General features: G+C 74.8%; 15 protein-coding genes. 5 read left to right on the forward strand and 10 right to left on the reverse strand.

The window, feature by feature from the left end; all coding sequences use genetic code 11:
- Nucleotides 1-18: 18 nt before the first annotated feature.
- The 6 genes from D9C15_RS18050 to D9C15_RS18075 form a co-directional block, all read right to left on the reverse strand.
- Entirely contained in the window at nucleotides 19-1,386 is a 1,368-nt protein-coding gene (locus tag D9C15_RS18050; RefSeq protein WP_127999800.1) for a hypothetical protein, read from the reverse strand.
- A complete protein-coding gene (locus D9C15_RS18055; RefSeq protein ID WP_127999802.1) occupies nucleotides 1,376-2,179 on the reverse strand; it encodes an outer membrane lipoprotein-sorting protein in 804 nt (267 codons plus the stop codon). The genes D9C15_RS18050 and D9C15_RS18055 overlap by 11 nt, the downstream gene beginning before the upstream one ends.
- Complete coding sequence (locus D9C15_RS18060; RefSeq protein WP_127999804.1) at nucleotides 2,172-3,563, reverse strand: ABC transporter permease; 1,392 nt, start codon at nucleotides 3,561-3,563, stop codon at nucleotides 2,172-2,174. The genes D9C15_RS18055 and D9C15_RS18060 overlap by 8 nt, the downstream gene beginning before the upstream one ends.
- Entirely contained in the window at nucleotides 3,560-4,264 is a 705-nt protein-coding gene (locus D9C15_RS18065; protein ID WP_127999805.1) for an ABC transporter ATP-binding protein, read from the reverse strand. Before D9C15_RS18065 ends, D9C15_RS18060 begins: the two co-directional genes overlap by 4 nt.
- Nucleotides 4,265-4,402: 138 nt before the next feature.
- Nucleotides 4,403-5,740: a SulP family inorganic anion transporter gene (locus D9C15_RS18070; RefSeq protein WP_127999807.1), complete on the reverse strand. Its 1,338-nt coding sequence runs from the start codon at nucleotides 5,738-5,740 to the stop codon at nucleotides 4,403-4,405.
- Entirely contained in the window at nucleotides 5,737-6,546 is an 810-nt protein-coding gene (locus D9C15_RS18075; RefSeq protein WP_127999809.1) for a c-type cytochrome, read from the reverse strand. The genes D9C15_RS18070 and D9C15_RS18075 overlap by 4 nt, the downstream gene beginning before the upstream one ends.
- Before the next feature lie 249 nt (nucleotides 6,547-6,795).
- Between D9C15_RS18075 and D9C15_RS18080 the strand changes: the two genes are divergently transcribed.
- Genes D9C15_RS18080 through D9C15_RS18090 form a run of 3 tightly spaced genes read left to right on the forward strand, consistent with a single transcriptional unit; the run spans nucleotide 6,796 to nucleotide 9,141 of the window.
- Nucleotides 6,796-7,221 carry a DsrE family protein gene (locus D9C15_RS18080; protein ID WP_205854836.1) on the forward strand — a complete coding sequence of 142 codons (426 nt, stop codon included), beginning with the start codon at nucleotides 6,796-6,798 and terminating at the stop codon, nucleotides 7,219-7,221.
- A gap of 14 nt (nucleotides 7,222-7,235) precedes the next feature.
- Nucleotides 7,236-8,039: a serine O-acetyltransferase gene (gene cysE / locus D9C15_RS18085; protein WP_205854837.1), complete on the forward strand. Its 804-nt coding sequence runs from the start codon at nucleotides 7,236-7,238 to the stop codon at nucleotides 8,037-8,039.
- Nucleotides 8,040-8,049: 10 nt separating this feature from the next.
- Nucleotides 8,050-9,141: an alpha/beta hydrolase family protein gene (locus tag D9C15_RS18090; protein ID WP_127999813.1), complete on the forward strand. Its 1,092-nt coding sequence runs from the start codon at nucleotides 8,050-8,052 to the stop codon at nucleotides 9,139-9,141.
- Here D9C15_RS18090 and D9C15_RS18095 read toward each other — a convergent pair.
- Nucleotides 9,117-9,809 (reverse strand): sensor histidine kinase, encoded by a 693-nt coding sequence (locus D9C15_RS18095; protein WP_127999815.1) that lies wholly within the window; start codon nucleotides 9,807-9,809, stop codon nucleotides 9,117-9,119. The genes D9C15_RS18090 and D9C15_RS18095 overlap by 25 nt on opposite strands.
- Nucleotides 9,796-10,548, reverse strand: coding sequence for a response regulator (locus D9C15_RS18100; RefSeq protein WP_127999817.1), 753 nt, complete (start codon nucleotides 10,546-10,548; stop codon nucleotides 9,796-9,798). The genes D9C15_RS18095 and D9C15_RS18100 overlap by 14 nt, the downstream gene beginning before the upstream one ends.
- Nucleotides 10,549-10,693: 145 nt before the next feature.
- On the opposite strand from D9C15_RS18100, the gene D9C15_RS18105 reads away from it, so the two are divergent.
- The gene (locus D9C15_RS18105; protein ID WP_127999819.1) at nucleotides 10,694-11,599 is read left to right on the forward strand and encodes an HTH-type transcriptional regulator ArgP; all 906 of its coding nucleotides are present in this window, start codon (nucleotides 10,694-10,696) and stop codon (nucleotides 11,597-11,599) included.
- Here D9C15_RS18105 and D9C15_RS18110 read toward each other — a convergent pair.
- Both D9C15_RS18110 and D9C15_RS18115 read right to left on the reverse strand, forming a co-directional pair.
- A complete protein-coding gene (locus D9C15_RS18110; RefSeq protein ID WP_127999821.1) occupies nucleotides 11,538-12,845 on the reverse strand; it encodes an SLC5/6 family protein in 1,308 nt (435 codons plus the stop codon). The two genes, D9C15_RS18105 and D9C15_RS18110, sit on opposite strands and share 62 nt — an antisense overlap.
- Entirely contained in the window at nucleotides 12,842-13,786 is a 945-nt protein-coding gene (locus D9C15_RS18115) for a fatty acid desaturase family protein (RefSeq protein ID WP_164886767.1), read from the reverse strand. Before D9C15_RS18115 ends, D9C15_RS18110 begins: the two co-directional genes overlap by 4 nt.
- Nucleotides 13,787-13,955: 169 nt before the next feature.
- Here D9C15_RS18115 and D9C15_RS18120 point away from each other — a divergent pair, with 169 nt between their 5' ends.
- Nucleotides 13,956-14,396: an ACT domain-containing protein gene (locus D9C15_RS18120; protein WP_127999825.1), complete on the forward strand. Its 441-nt coding sequence runs from the start codon at nucleotides 13,956-13,958 to the stop codon at nucleotides 14,394-14,396.
- The last annotated feature ends 19 nt before the right edge of the window (nucleotides 14,397-14,415 follow it).

Raw genomic sequence — 14,415 nt, forward strand, 5'->3', positions numbered from 1 at the left:
CCTCGTCGCGTGCGCTTGTCAGTGGAGGTACGCCAGCACCACCGACAGGTGGCGGCGCGGGTTGTAGGTGCCGAACTCGGTGCCGGCCGCGCCGTCGGCGGCGCCGACCAGGCCGGTGAGCGTCCAGCGGCGGTCGAGCCGCCAGTCGGCGCGCAGCTGCCAGAGCCGGCTGCGGTCGTAGCCGTTGGCCTGCAGGTAGCCGCCCAGGTTCAGCGACGGCAGGTCGAAGGCGCGGCGCCAGGCGGCGCGCACGAACAGCCCCGTGCGCACGAGCGGCTCGCGCTCGTAGGCACGTTGCTGTGCGAGCTGCGCCAGGCGCAGCGCGTCCGCGCCGGTGCCGGCCTCGCGCCAGCGCTGCCAGGCGTCGCGCGAGAGCGCGTCTCCGGCGTGCTGCAGCTCGGCGCCGAGCTCCCAGCCGGCCGGCGCGGTGTAGGTGCCGCCGGCCGTCAGCCGGTGCCGCCAGGACGGCGCCGGCGTGGCCTCGTCCGGCCCGACCAGGCCGACGCGGCGCCCGCCGGCCCACTCGGCATACAGCACCACCGAGCGGCTGGCCAGCCAGCTGCCGCTCAGCCCGAGCTGCGGCTCGCCGCCCTCGCGCTGGAACAGCGTGCCGTCCACCGACACCGACTCGCTCCACTGCGGCGACCACTTCAGCAGCGCCGCGGCGCTGCCGTTGGTGCGTTCCAGCGCGAGCGCGAAGACCCGCTCGTCGATGCCCTCGCGGCGCGACAGCCGCGGCGCCAGCGCCAGCGTCAGGCTGCCCGACGGGGCGACCCGCTGCAGCCGCAGCATCACCACGCCGAGCCGGTCCAGCCGCAGCGCGCGCGGATCGGCATTGCTGACCGCCCGCGCCGCGCCGGTCTTGAACACGTCGGTCGGGTTGAAGCCGCTGGCCGAGCCGAGCCGCACGTTGATGCGCCCGAGGTCGACGAAGGTCGAGCGCTCAGCGCGGTCGCGCCGCCAGCTCAGCCAGGCCTCGCGCAGGCTGTGCAGGTCCTGCTCGCGGTCCACCGCGCCCGGGTCTTCCCGCCACGCGTGCACCAGTTCGAGCCGGCTCGACCACGCGGCGCGCCAGTCGGGCGCGAGGTCCCACTGCAGGCGCAGGTCGAGCGCGGCCCGGGCGAGGTCGGTGCCGGCGCTGGCGGGCAATCCGGGCACGAACACGCGGTCGGCCAGATGCTGCCACCACAGCTGCCATTCGATGCCGCGCGGCGCGGCCGGCGCGGCGGGTGCGTCGTCGTCCGGCGCGGTCTCCTCGACCGGCGGCAGGTCGGGCAGCGGCGGATCCTGCGGCGCCGCCACGGCCAGCGCGGCGGCGCCGGCCAGCAACGCGCCGGCGGCCAGGCGCGGCACGCGGCGCAGTTGGCGGTGCAGCTCAGCGTTCATCGCCGGTGAAGCGGGGCAGGTAGTCGCGCTGCAGCCAGGCCTGCGGCACCTCGCGCGCCTGGTAGCCGTCCATGCGGATGACGGTGATCCAGCTCGTGTCCAGGCCATCGACGATCACCGTCTCGGTCGGGCGCTGCGCGCCGAGTTCTTCCTGGTAGCGGCGGTAGAAGGCCGTCTTCAGCAGGCGGCCCTCGGCGGAGCGGAACTGCGCCTTGATGGGCCGCCGGTTGCGCGCATCGACCCAGAAGTCGATCGCCGCGTAGCCGGCCTGCTCGTGGCGCCCGGCCAGGCGCAGGCGCAGCGCGTCGCGCGGCGTGCGGGTGTCGTCCTCGACCGGCTCGCGGCCCACCAGCTCGGGCACGAAGTCCGAGCCCAGGTTGGTGCTCAGCACGTCGCCGTTGGAGGCCTGGCCGAGCAGGCGTGCCTGCGCCGAGATGCGCACGCTGGCCTTGCTCTCCGGATCGAAGAACCACAGGTCGGCGCCGTTGCGCAGCAGCAGCTTGCCGGCCTCGGTGGCGGGCCGCGTGTAGCGGGCCAGGTTGGCGTACTGCCCGGCCAGCGCGGCCGGGCGCGAGTAGATCGTCAGCGACGAGCTGTCGTTGAGCTCGCCGTTGCGGTACTCGGTCAGCCGCACGTTGACCGAGAAGCTGCCGCGCGGGTTGCGCACGGCGTCGGCCTCGGCCAGCACGGCCGCGGCATCGTCGGCGGCGCGGGAGGCCCCGGCGGTGGCCAGCAGGGCCAGGGCCAGCGCAGCGGCCGCGCAGCGGCCGCGGATCGGTTGGTCGTCACGCATGGCGCAGCGCCTCCGCGACTTCCATGCGGGCGGCGCGCTGCGCCGGCCGCCAGGCCGACAGCGCGGCGATCAGCGTCAGTCCGAGCACGGTGGCCAGCACCAGCAACGGGGCCGATGCGATGTCGACGAAGATCGGGATCGGCTCCGAGCGCCCGGGCGGCGTCCAGCTCAGGCCCGAGACGTTGATCGCCACCGAGGCCGCGAACGCCAGCAGCGTGCCGGCCAGCGTGCCGCCCAGGCCGAGCAGCGTGCCCTCGAGCAGGAAGACCTGACGGATCGTGCCGCGCTGGAAGCCCAGCGATCGCAGCGTGCCGATCTCGGCGGTGCGCTCACTGACCGCCATGTTGACCGCGCCGGCCACCGCCGCCAGCGTGACCACCGCCATCAGCATCGCGATGAACTGGAAGATCGTCGCGTAGTTGGCGATGATCTGGTCGTACACCGGGCTGAGCTCGTGGAAGTCCAGCACCTCGAGCGCCTGCGCGCCGGTGCCGGCGAGCTGCCGCAGCCGTTCGCGAGCGGCGTCGAGCTGGTCGGTGTGCTGCAGCTGCACGACGATCGCCGAGACCGCCTTGGCGCCGGGCCCGAACACCAGGCGCTGCGACAGCTCCAGCGGCATCGCGACGTACATGCTGTCGACCTGCCGGATGCCCTGGCGCTCGGCCTGCAGCACCTTCATGCGCACCACGTTCGGCAGCCCGGCCGGCGAGGCCGCGAGCAGCTCGACCGCGGCCGCCTCGGCCGGAGCGGCCGGCGCGCCGCCCGCCGCGAGCTCGGCCAGCGAGGCCACGTCGTCGGGCACGCGCTCGGCCGAGGCCAGCGTGACCGGCAGCGCCTGACGGCGGCAGTCGCGCAGCGCCAGCGCGTCGCACAGCGAGAGCAGCTGCGCGAGGCCGACGCCGATCGTGCCGGCCGCCGGCTCGTGGTCGCTCAACGCCGTCGGGCTGGGCGGGATGCCGATCCCGAAGCCGTCCCAGGCGAGCTGCTCGCGCCGCTCGGCCGGCACCACGCCCTGGCCGACGAAGTTGGCCGACGCATGCGCCGCGTAGTGGCCGGCCACGCCTTCGACATCCAGCACCGGCGTGGCCAGGCGCACCATCGGCGCAAGCACCGCGTCGCCGCGGATGCGCTCGATCAGCGCCTGCGGGTCGCGGATCGAATAGCGCCCGGGGTTGCCGCGGCCGAACTCGAGGTAGCCGCGCGCCACCACCTGCAGGTGGCCGTGCGTGCGCACGGTGGAGGTCTGCAGGCCGTGGATCGTGTCGTTGACGTAGCCGCCGAACAGCAGCACGCCCAGGCTGCCGGCCAGCAGCGCGATCAGCGTCAGCAACGATCGCCGGCCGTTGCGGCGCACGTTGCGCCAGGCGAGCACCAGGGTGTTCATGCGCGGCCTCCGGCGGCGTGCTGCAGGCATCCGTCGGCGAGGTCGACGCAGCGGTCGGCATCGGCGATCAGCTGCGGGTCGTGCGACGAGAGCACGAAGGTCGTCCCGCTGTCGCGCTGCATGCGCCGCATCAGTGCGATCAACGCGGCGCCGGTGCCGCTGTCGAGGTTGGCGGTCGGCTCGTCGGCCAGCACCAGGGCGGGCTGCTTGACCAGCGCACGCGCGACCGCGACGCGCTGGCGCTGCCCGCCGGAGAGCTCGCCGGGCCGGCGCTGCGCCTGGTCGGCCAGGCCGACGGCGGCGAGCGCCGCGCGGGCGCGCTCGCGGCGCATGCGGGCGTCGGGCTCGCACAGCTGCAGCGGGTACTCGACGTTCTCCAGCGCGCTGAGCACCGGCACCAGGCTGAAGGACTGGAACACGAAGCCGATGCGGGTGGCGCGCAGCCGCGTGCGCTGCGCGTCGTCCAGCGCCGCGGTGTCCTCGCCGAGGATGCGCACCGTGCCCGCACTGGCGGTGTCGATGCAGCCCAGCAGGTTCAGCAGCGTGCTCTTGCCGCTGCCCGAGCGGCCGCGCACGACGGTGAACGAGCCCGGCTCGATGTCCAGGTCGATGCCGCGCAGCGCCTGCACGGCGGCCGCGCCGCGGCCGTAGTCCTTGACCACGCCGCGCAGCCGCGCGGCGCCCCCGGTGTCTTCGCTCATGCCTTGCTCCTCGTCGTCGGTCGGCCCGTGCGGGCCGCGTCCATGGGGAGCAGTACAGCAGCCGAGTTCGTCGTCCTTCGCCGGCAGTCCGGCAGAAAGGGAGCTGTTTTGTGTCGAAGCCTGCGCGGCTGTATCGAATCAGGCCGCGCGCGCGGTGTCGGCCGCACGCGGCGAGCGCGGCGCGCTGCGCAGCGCGACCAGCTGCGCGGCGCTGCGCAGCTGCGCACGCCGCCGCAGCGCGAGCGCGCCGGCGAGCAGCAGCCCGGACACGAGTGCGGTCTGCAGTCCGCCGGCCAGCGCCGCCAGCGCCACCGCCGCGACGCTCCACCAGGCGCGCAGACTGCGGCCGGCGATCTGGCGCCGCCACACCGAGCGCAGCATGTCCACGCCGATGAGCATCAGCGTGCCGGCCAGCGCCGCCACCGGGATGCGTGCGGCCAGCGGCGCGGCGGCGAAGCCCAGCACCAGCAGCACCAGCGCCGAGCCGGCACCGGCGCCGCGGCTGCGCGCCCCGGCGGCCACGTGCGCGGCACTACGGTTGAACGAGCCCGACCCGGGCATCGCACTCGTGAAGGCGGCCACCAGGTTGCCGGCTGCCTGCGCGACGATCTCGCGGTCGGGCGAGGGCTGCGTGCCGTCCGGCGGCGCCGCCTGCACGATGATCAGCGTCTGCATCACGCCGACGAAGGCGATGCCCAGCGCGCCGAGCAGCAGCGGCCGCAGCAGGTACAGCTCGCCGGCGGCGAGGCCAGGCCACGACAGCGGCAGCCAGTGCAGCGACAGGTGGCCGACGCGCTCGACGTCGGCGCGTGCGCTGCCCACCAGCAGGTCGAGCGCCGCGCTGCACAGGCAGCCGGCCAGCAGGGCCACCACCAGCGCGGGCACGCGGCGCAGCGCGGCCAGGTGCGGCGCGAGCAGCCCGCCGGCCAGCGTGGCCGTGCCCACCAGTGCGGCCCAGCCGCTGGCGCGGGTCAGCGCCTCGGGTAGCCGCCACAGCGCAACCCACGGCGCCTCGCCGGCCACACCGAGCACGCCGAGCAGCGCGCCGCACTGGCTGGTGACGAGGATCAGGCCGACCCCGCCGGTGACGCCGTGCACGACGAACGGCGGCATCAGCTGCAGCACGCGCCCGAGGCGCAGGGCCGCGAAGCCGAGCTGCATCAGCCCGGCCAGCAGCGCCAGCAGGAGCGCGAGGCGCTGGTAGTCCGTGCTCTGCGGCGCCGCCAGCGGCACCAGCGTGGCGGCGACCAGCACCGCCACCGCGGTGTTCGGGCCCGACAGCACGCCCGCGCAGCGCCCGGTCAGCGAGCAGGCCGCCACCGCGAACACCGAGGCGTAGATGCCGGCCTCGGGCGGCAGGCCGGCCAGCGCGGCCAGCACGACGGCCTGCGGCAGCATGATCAGCGCGGAGGCCCAGGCGGCCTGCGCGTCGGCGCGCCGGGCCGGGTCGTGCCAGGCCGCGCGCAGCCGCTTCATGGCTCTACCAGGCCGCGCAGCAGGCCCTTGCGTGGATCCGGCCAGCGCTCCTGCAGGCCGATCCAGGCGGCGATGTCCAGCGCGTCCTGGTCCGACAGGTCCGGGTTGCCGAGCGGCATGTTGGCCTTCAGGAAGCCGGCCATCAGGTCCAGCCGCTGCAGCCCGGCCCCGCGGTTGAAGCTGTGCAGGCCCCACAGCGGCGGCACGCGCGCGGCCGGCTCGTCGGTCACGCGCCCGTCGCCCTGCGCACCATGGCAGGCGGCGCAGCGCTGCGTGTACAGGTCGCGCCCGCGCAGCGGGTTCGGGTCGGCGCCGGTGCGTGCGATGGTCGGGAAGCCGCGCCCGGGCGGGTTGGCGCCGACCGTCACGCCGCGCGCCAGCCATTGGGCGTAGGCGACCAGCGCGCGCAGCTCCTCGCTGTCCAGCGGCGGCGCGAAGCCGTTCAGGCTGTAGCGGAAGCAGTCCTGCACGCGCTCCTCGAAGCTGACGACGCGGTCGTTCTTGGCGCTGAACGCCGGGTACTCGCCCCAGGCGGCCCACATCGGGGCGGCCTGCGGCCGCGTGCCGGCGCCGAGGTGGCAGTTGCCGCAGCTCAGCCGGTTGCCGCTGTAGCGCCGCGCATGGCGCGGCGTGTCGGTGAAGATCGCGTGGCCGCGGCGCACCAGCTCGGCATGCTTGTCGTGCCCGAGGCGGGCGAGGCGCCCGGCCGGGTCGCCCTCGGACGGCGCCGCCTGCGCAAGGGCGGCAGCCAGGCCGAGCGCGGCCAGCAGGGCCGCGGCCGGGCCACGGGGTTCGGAACGTCTCATCGGGCCTCCCGTCGGGACCGCCCGTGGACGACGCTGCCCCGGGCCGCGCGATTCATTCTAGGAAGCGCCCCCCGCGCGGGCCACCGCGGAGAGCGACTGATACATCGGCGCGGCTTGCGACAAGAATCGACGCGTAGACGCCGTTCAGGGCCGCAAGCACGACACGTGGCGCTGCTGCAATGGTCCCAGCCCGCCGCCGGTGGGCCGCCTGCGGCGTGCGGACGCCGCACCCGCCCGAAGGAGAGTTCCATGACCCTGCCCAAACCGCTGCTGCTCGCGGTGCTGCTGAGTGCCGCCGCGCTGCCCGCGCTGGCGGGCGACGTCGTCAAGGCGATCTACCACCTGAACGACGGCCGCCCGCAGGCGCAGCGCGCGCTGGTCAACATCCGCAACCACCTCGAGGCCGACCCGCTGGCCGAGATCGCCGTGGTCGCCAACGGCACCGGCGTCGACTTCCTGCTCGAGGGCGCCGAGACCGCCGACGGATCGCCGTTCGCCCCGAGCGTCGACGAGCTGGGCCGGCGCGGCGTGCGCTTCCTCGTCTGCACCAACACGCTGACGCTGCGCAAGATCGCGCGCGAGAAGCTCTCGCCGCGCGCCACGCTGGTGCCCTCGGGCGTCGCGGAGGCGGCCCGGCTGCAGGCGCAGGAGGGTTTTGTCTACCTGCGTCCATGAGTGGCGCACGGGGATTGCCCGCACTCGCCGAGACCGCCTGCCCGGCGGCCGTGCCGTGGCTGCGGATGCGGGCGGAGGCCGAGCGCAGCGCCGCCCGCGAGCCGCTGCTGCGCCCGCTGCTGGAGGCGACCGTGCTGCGCCACCGCTCGCTCGGCCCGGCGCTCGCGCAGTTGCTGGCACCGCCGCTGGCCGGCCAGGGCCTGGCCGCTGCCGCGCTGCACGGACTGTTCGACGAAGTGCTGGCCGCTGCGCCCGAACTGGTCGCCCACGCCTGGCGCGACCTGCACGCGGCGCTCGAGCGCGACCCGGCGACCGACGAGCTGGTCGACCCGTTCCTGAACCACAAGGGCTTCCAGGCGTTGCAGGCGCACCGCATCGCCCACCGCCTGTGGGTCGACGGGCGCCACGCGCTCGCGCGCCGGCTGCAGAGCCGCGTGTCGCAGGTCTGGGCGGTGGACATCCACCCGGCAGCGCGCATCGGCGCCGGCCTGTTCATCGACCACGCCACTGGCGTCGTGATCGGCGAGACCTGCGTGATCGGCGAGGATGTCTCGATGCTGCAGGACGTGACGCTCGGCGGCACCGGCAAGGAATCGGGCGACCGGCACCCGAAGATCGGCGCCGGCGTGCTGCTGTGCGCCGGCGCGAAGGTACTGGGCAACGTGCGCATCGGCGCCGGCGCCCGCGTCGGCGCCGGCAGTGTGGTGCTGCGCGACGTGCCGGAACACGCCACCGCGGTGGGCGTGCCGGCGCGCCTGGTCGAACGCGCACGTGCGGCCGGACACAGGCTCGGCGACACCTGCGGCGCGCCGGCCTGACAATGCCCGAATGACGCTGACCCGACTCGTCGCCCCAATGCTCGCGCTGGCCGCGCTGGCCGGCTGCGGCCCGGCCGGCAGCACGGCGCCCGTGGGCGTCGCCTTCGGCTCGTACGCCGACCCGCAACGCCCGGCCTGGGGCAGCCCCGGACAGCGCCCGGTGGAGGTGACGTTCTGGTACCCGGCCGCCCCCGGCACGCGCCAGGAGGAATGGCGCGTCGCGTTCTTCCGCACCGGCCAGAGCGCCTTCGACGCGCCGCTGCCCGCCAGCCCGCGCCGCTTTCCGCTGGTGCTGCTGTCGCACGGCACCGGCGGCAGCGCCGTGTCGCTGGGCTGGCTGGCCCATGCGCTGGCGGCGCGCGGCTACGTGGTCGCGGCGGTGAACCACCATGGCAACACCGGCGCCGAGTCGTCCTACCGGCCGCAGGGCTTCGTGCTGTGGTGGGAGCGTGCGGCCGACCTGTCGCTGGTGCTGGACCGCGTCGCCGGCCATCCGCTGCTGGGCGCTCGCATCGACCCCGCGCGCATCGGTGCGGCGGGCTTTTCCCTGGGCGGCTACACCGCGCTGCTGCTGGCCGGCGCGCGCACCGACCGGCCGCGCTGGCAGGCCTTCTGCGCCGGCCGGCCGGACGACCCCGCCTGCCGCCCGCCGCCCGAGGCGCCCTTCACGCTCGACGAACTGACGCGCACGCTGGAGGCCGACCCGGCCGCGCGGCGCTCGCTGGAGCGCTCCGGCGAGAGCCGGCGCGACGCGCGCGTGCGTGCCGTCTATGCGCTGGCGCCGGCGCTGGTGGCGGCGCTCGATCCGGCCAGCCTGGCGGCGATCGACGTGCCGCTGCGCCTGGCCGTCGGCGAACGCGATGACCAGGCGCCGCCGGCGCACAACGCCGCGGCGGTGGCCGGCGCGGTGCGCGGGGCCGGCCTGCTGCGCGTGCCCGGTGGCACGCACTACGTGTTCCTGTCGTCCTGTTCGCCCTGGGGCAAGCTGGTGGCACGCTCACTCTGCAGCGACCCGTGGGGGCTGGACCGCGAGCAGGTGCACGCGACGGTGGCCGCCGACATGGCGGACTTCTTCGATCAGGCGCTGCGCCCGCGCGACTGAGGCACGGTCAGGCGCGCCTGCAGCCCGCCGCCGGGCCGGTTCGACAGGCGGATCTCGCCGCCGTGGGCACGCGCCAGGTTGCGCGCGATCGCCAGCCCGAGGCCGGAGCCGCCGCCGCTGCGCGCCTCCTCGAGGCGGTAGAACGGCTCGAACACCTGCTCCAGCATCGCCGGCGGGATGCCCGGGCCCTCGTCGAGCACGAGGATGCAGGCGGCCGCGTCGTCCTCGCTCATGCGCATCACCGCGGCCCCGCCGCCGTGCACCACGGCGTTGACCGCGAGGTTCTGCAGCACGCGCTCGAGCGCCCGCAGCGCGCCGCGGTAGCGGCCGCGCAGCGAGCCCTGCACCTCGACACGGTGGCCGAGGTCGAGCAGGCCCTCGGCCACCGATTCCACCAGCGCGGCCAGGTCCAGCGGCACCGGCGCCTCGCGCAGGTGGCCGCTGCGCACGTAGTCGAGCTGCTCCTGCAGCATCGCGGCGACCCGCTCGAGATCGGCCACGATGTGCTCGCGCAGGCCGCGGTCGGCGATCAGGTCGGCACGCAGGCGCAGCCGCGTGATCGGCGCCTGCAGGTCGTGCGAGATCGCGGCCGCCAGCGCCACCGCCTCGTGCACCGGCCGGCGGCGCGCGGCGCCGGCATCGGCCGGCACTGCCTCAGGCCGGCGCATGCTCGACCGCACGCGAGAACACGTAGCCCTCGTTGCGGATGGTCTTGATGTAGTGCGACTGCGCCGTCTCGCCGAGCAGGCGGCGCAGCCGGCTGATGCGCAGGTCGATCGAGCGGTCGAGCAACGCCCGGCCGGTGCCCACCAGCCGGTTCATCAGCTGGTCGCGCGACAGCACGCGCCCCGGGTGCTCGACGAAGTAGGACAGCAGGCTGTACTCCGCCCCGGTCATCTGCGAAACCGTGCCGTCGCGCGCGACCAGGCAGCGCTCGATGCGGTCGAGCCGCCAGTCGCCGAAGGCCACGTAGCGTCCGATCGCTCCGCCGCCGCTGCTGCCGCCGCCGGCGGCCGCGCGCGGAGCGCTCGCGGTCGCGGCACTGCGCCGCAGCACGGCCCGGATGCGCGCCAGCAGCTCGCGCGGCGCGAAGGGCTTGGTCATGTAGTCGTCGGCGCCAACCTCCAGGCCGATCACGCGATCGACCTCGTCGCAGCGACCCGAGAGCATCAGCACGGGCAGCGGCGGATCGGCGCTCTCGCGCAGCCGCCGGCTGAGCGTGATGCCGTCCTCGCCGGGCAGCATCAGGTCCATCACGACCAGGTCGCAGCGCTCCTTCTCGAGCACGCGGCGCATCTCGCTGCCGTCGTGCACGGCCTGCACGCGCAGCCCGTTCTGGCGCAGGTAGCTGCTGACCAGCTGGCGCACCTCGGCATCGTCGTCCACCACCAGGATCGATTCACTCATGGTCGCTCCTTCTGCCTGACTGCCCAGGACTCCGCGCCTCGCGATCCGGTCCCTGCTGACGGCTATGCTACGGGCCGCCGTGCGCCGCGGGGCGCTCGTGCAGCTTGTTTGACCCTGCGACAACCGCACTGAACGAGGAGCACGCGTGCTCAACCGCGAGCAACTGGAAACCTTCGCGACGGTGGTCGACGTCGGCAGCTTCGAGCGGGCGGCGCTCGTGCTCAACGTGACCCGCGGCGCGGTGTCGCAGCGCATCAAGGCGCTGGAGGAATCCGTCTCGTCGGTGCTGCTGGTGCGCGACCGGCCCGTGGTGCCCACGCCCGCCGGCGAGGTGCTGCTGCGCCACGTGAAGGCGCTGCGGCTGCTCGAGGCGGCGGTGCTCGGCGAGCTCGTGCCCGACGAACACGGGCGCAACCGCGCCAGCCTGGCGATCTCGGTGAACGCGGACTCGCTGGCGACCTGGTTCCCGGAGGCGCTGTGGCCGCTGCTGCACGACCCGCGCCTGGCGCTCGAGCTGATCACCGACGACCAGGACCACACGCTGGAGCGCCTCGCGCGCGGCGAGGTGATCGGCTGCATCACGTCCGAGGCGCGGCCGGCCACCGGGTTCGTCGCCGATCCGCTGGGCACCATGGCCTATCGCTGCGTGGCCAGCCGCGCCTTCGCGGACCAGCATTTCGCCGCCGGCTTCACGACCGCCAGCGTGCTCGGTGCACCGGCCCTGCTGTTCAACCGCAAGGACTCGCTGCACGACACCTTCCTCGAGTCGGTGTTCGGCTTCCGGATCGCGCGCTACCCGCGCCACTACGTGCCCTCGCCGGCCGTCCTGCTCGAAGCGGTGCGGACCGGGGCCGGCTACGGGCTGGTGCCGGTGCTGCAGCTGGCCGGCCAGGACGGCGCTGAGCTGGTCGCACTGGCGCCGCAGCGCGAGGTGCAGGTACCGTTGTACTGGCACCACTGGGAGGACGAGCCGCCCCTGTCGCGCGAGATCACGGCGCGCATCGGCGCGGCGGCGCACCGGCACCTCGGCGCAGCCGCGCACGCGGGCTGAAGCACGCGGGCAGATCGATCCGCCACGCCAGCCCCGAGGCCAGCAGGCCGGCGCCGAGCACCCACAGCTCCCCGGCCGGACCGGCCTGCCAGCGCCATGCCGCCAGGTAGGCCGCAAACGAGGCGGCGAAGCCCAGCGTGACCGACAGCAGCGCGCGGCGCGGTGCGGCCGCGCGGCCGAGCAGTGTGGCGGCGAACAGCACCGACACGCTGCCGATGTAGACGAGGTTGATCGACACCATGGTCTGCACGATCCCCTGGTCGCGCAGCGCGAGCAGGCTGCCGGCCCCCAGCGCGACGAGTGCGAGCGGCCCGGGGCCGACCTCGAAGCGCCGCGCCGTCGCAGCGCCCAGCGCGCTGGTCATCGCGCGCAGGATCGCCGCGCCGGAGCCCAGCGCCGCGAACGACAGCACCAGCAGCATCAGCCGGTCCAGGCCCGGCAGCAGCCGGGCGGTGGCCGCGGCGAGCGCCTGCGGGATCACCTGCTTGGCGTCGTCGATGCCGGCGAGCTGCCCGGCCTCGGACAGCGCGACCACCACCGCCGCCGGCAGCGGGCCCAGCAGCGCGAGGAACAGCGCGGCGCCCAGGCAGCCGAGCACGGCGGTGCGCGGCCGAGCGGCGGCCAGCACGAACTGGTGGTAGTCGGCACCGGTCACGACCAGCGCGGCGACGCCCAGCACCAGCGCCCCGAGCGCCACCGGTCCGAGCGGCGCGGCATCGGCCACCAGGCGCACCGGCGCCTGCACGTAGACCTGCGCACCGCCGTCGGCGACGAGGGTCCACACCAGGATCAGCCCGCCGGCCACCAGGAACAGCGGCAGCACGCGCGACGCGGTGTGCAGCGCGAGCCGCGAGGCCGCGTAGATCGCCGCCAGCACGAGCGCGAACGCCGACCACGCGGGCAGTCCCAGCAGCTTCATCACCACCACGCCGCCATGGATCTGCGCGGCCAGCACGCCGGCCATCCACACCACCGACAGCAGCGCCACGGCGTCGCTCAGCAGGGCGCCGTAGCGGCGTCCGAACAGGTCCCAGATCGGCTCGCCGCCGGCCCACAGGCGCGGCGCCAGCAGGGCCAGAAGGGCCATGCCGGCGGCGGTGGCCAGCCCGTAGAGGCTGCCCGCCATGCCCTGCCCGACCGCCATCTCGCCGGAGCCGAACAGGAAGCCGATGCCGTAGCTCGCCGACACCAGCAGCCCGGCCACCTGCAGCGCCCCGAGGCGCCGGCCCGTGCCCGGGGCGCTCATGCCCGTGCTCCTGCACCCATGCTCGCGACGATCGAGTCGCGGCCGAACAGGTAGGTGGAGTAGACGTGGCCGTGGTGCCGGTACATCGGGAGTTGCGCCAGCAGGTGCTGTGCGCGCGGCAGGTTGTAGTACGGCACCGAGGGCAGCAGGTGGTGGGTCAGGTGGTAGCCGTTGTTGTGCGGATGGATCAGCCAGGCGAGCGGCCCGCGGCCGACGCATTCGCGCGTGAAGCCCACGATGCTGTCGGGCTCCATGGCGAAGTGGTCGCACATCTCGCGGAACATCGTCAGCACGTGGAAGGTGGTCGCCCGTGCCGCGAACCAGAGCGCGACGAACGCGGCCGCGAAGCCCTCGCCGACGCTGAGCGTCGCCAGTCCCGCGGCGCCGGCCCACCATGCCAGGATCGCCACCCGGGCGCGCTGGCCGGTGCGGCGCGCGAACAGGTCGCCGCTGGCCGCAGACCACCACAGCCGCAGGTCGAGCGTGAATTCGGCCAGGTGGGCCAGCCAACCGTGCTGGCCGCGGCGCGGCAGCAGGTCAGGGTCGCGCTGGCGGTCGCCGAGCTGACGGTGGTGCTCGTAGTGGTCGACCCGATAGCGGCTCAGGTCGGTGCAGCCGGGCCAGGCCAGGGCCAGGCGGGCGAGCCAGTCGTTGACGCGGCGCGACGGGTGCAGGTTGCCATGCCCGGCTTCGTGCAGCAGGTTCCCCAGCGCACGCTGGCGCCAGCCGATCACTAGCAGGGCCACGGGCACGGCCCACGCGCCAAGCTCGAGCACGGCCAGGCAGGCCAGCAGCACGATGCTCCAGTCCAGCGCGATGTCCAGCAGCGGACGCCAGCGGCCGCGTCGCTCCAGGTCCTCGGGTCCGGTCGGCATGCCGGCCAGTTGGGTCCGAAGCAGCGCCAGGTCATGCGCCACCGCCGAGCTGCAATCCTTTCGCATCTTGCGCCTCCTCCGCCGGCCACTGCCGTGGTGCGACCCATTCTGGGCGGCGGACCCGCGCATTCCAACCTTCGGAGGGTTCGCTTTAGCGAATCTGGGCCTGGGTTAGCTTTGCTGCCAGACCGCCACGGCGCCGCGCCGGCGGCGAGCCGGCGCCTATGATGGGCCGATGACACAAGCAGACACGTTGGGGCTGCCGCACCAGCCGGCAGGCGGCGAACACGACCTGCGCGAGCTGCTGCGGCGGGCGGGGCCGCGGCTCGATGCGCAGACCTACGTCTATTGCTGCGTGACCGACGGACCGGTGCCGCCGGCGCTCGAGCCGATCTGCATCTTCCGCGAGACCGAGGGCCTGACCGCGATCGTGCCGCGCGAGCGGGCCGCCGCGCAGGGCCTGCGCCTGCAGCCCGAGTGGGGCCTGATCACGCTGGCCGCCCACTCTGCGCTCGAGGCGGTGGGCTTCCTGGCGCGCATCACCGCGGCGCTGTCGGGCGAGGGCATCGCCGTCAACGTCGTCTCGGCATACCACCACGACCACCTGTTCGTGCCGTCCGAGCGCGTCGCCGACGCGATGTCGGCGCTCGAGCGACTGATGCGCGTCGCCGCCTGATCCGGCGCGCCGGCCGGGG

Source organism: Piscinibacter defluvii, from assembly GCF_004011805.1.
Lineage (GTDB): Bacteria > Pseudomonadota > Gammaproteobacteria > Burkholderiales > Burkholderiaceae_C > Piscinibacter > Piscinibacter defluvii.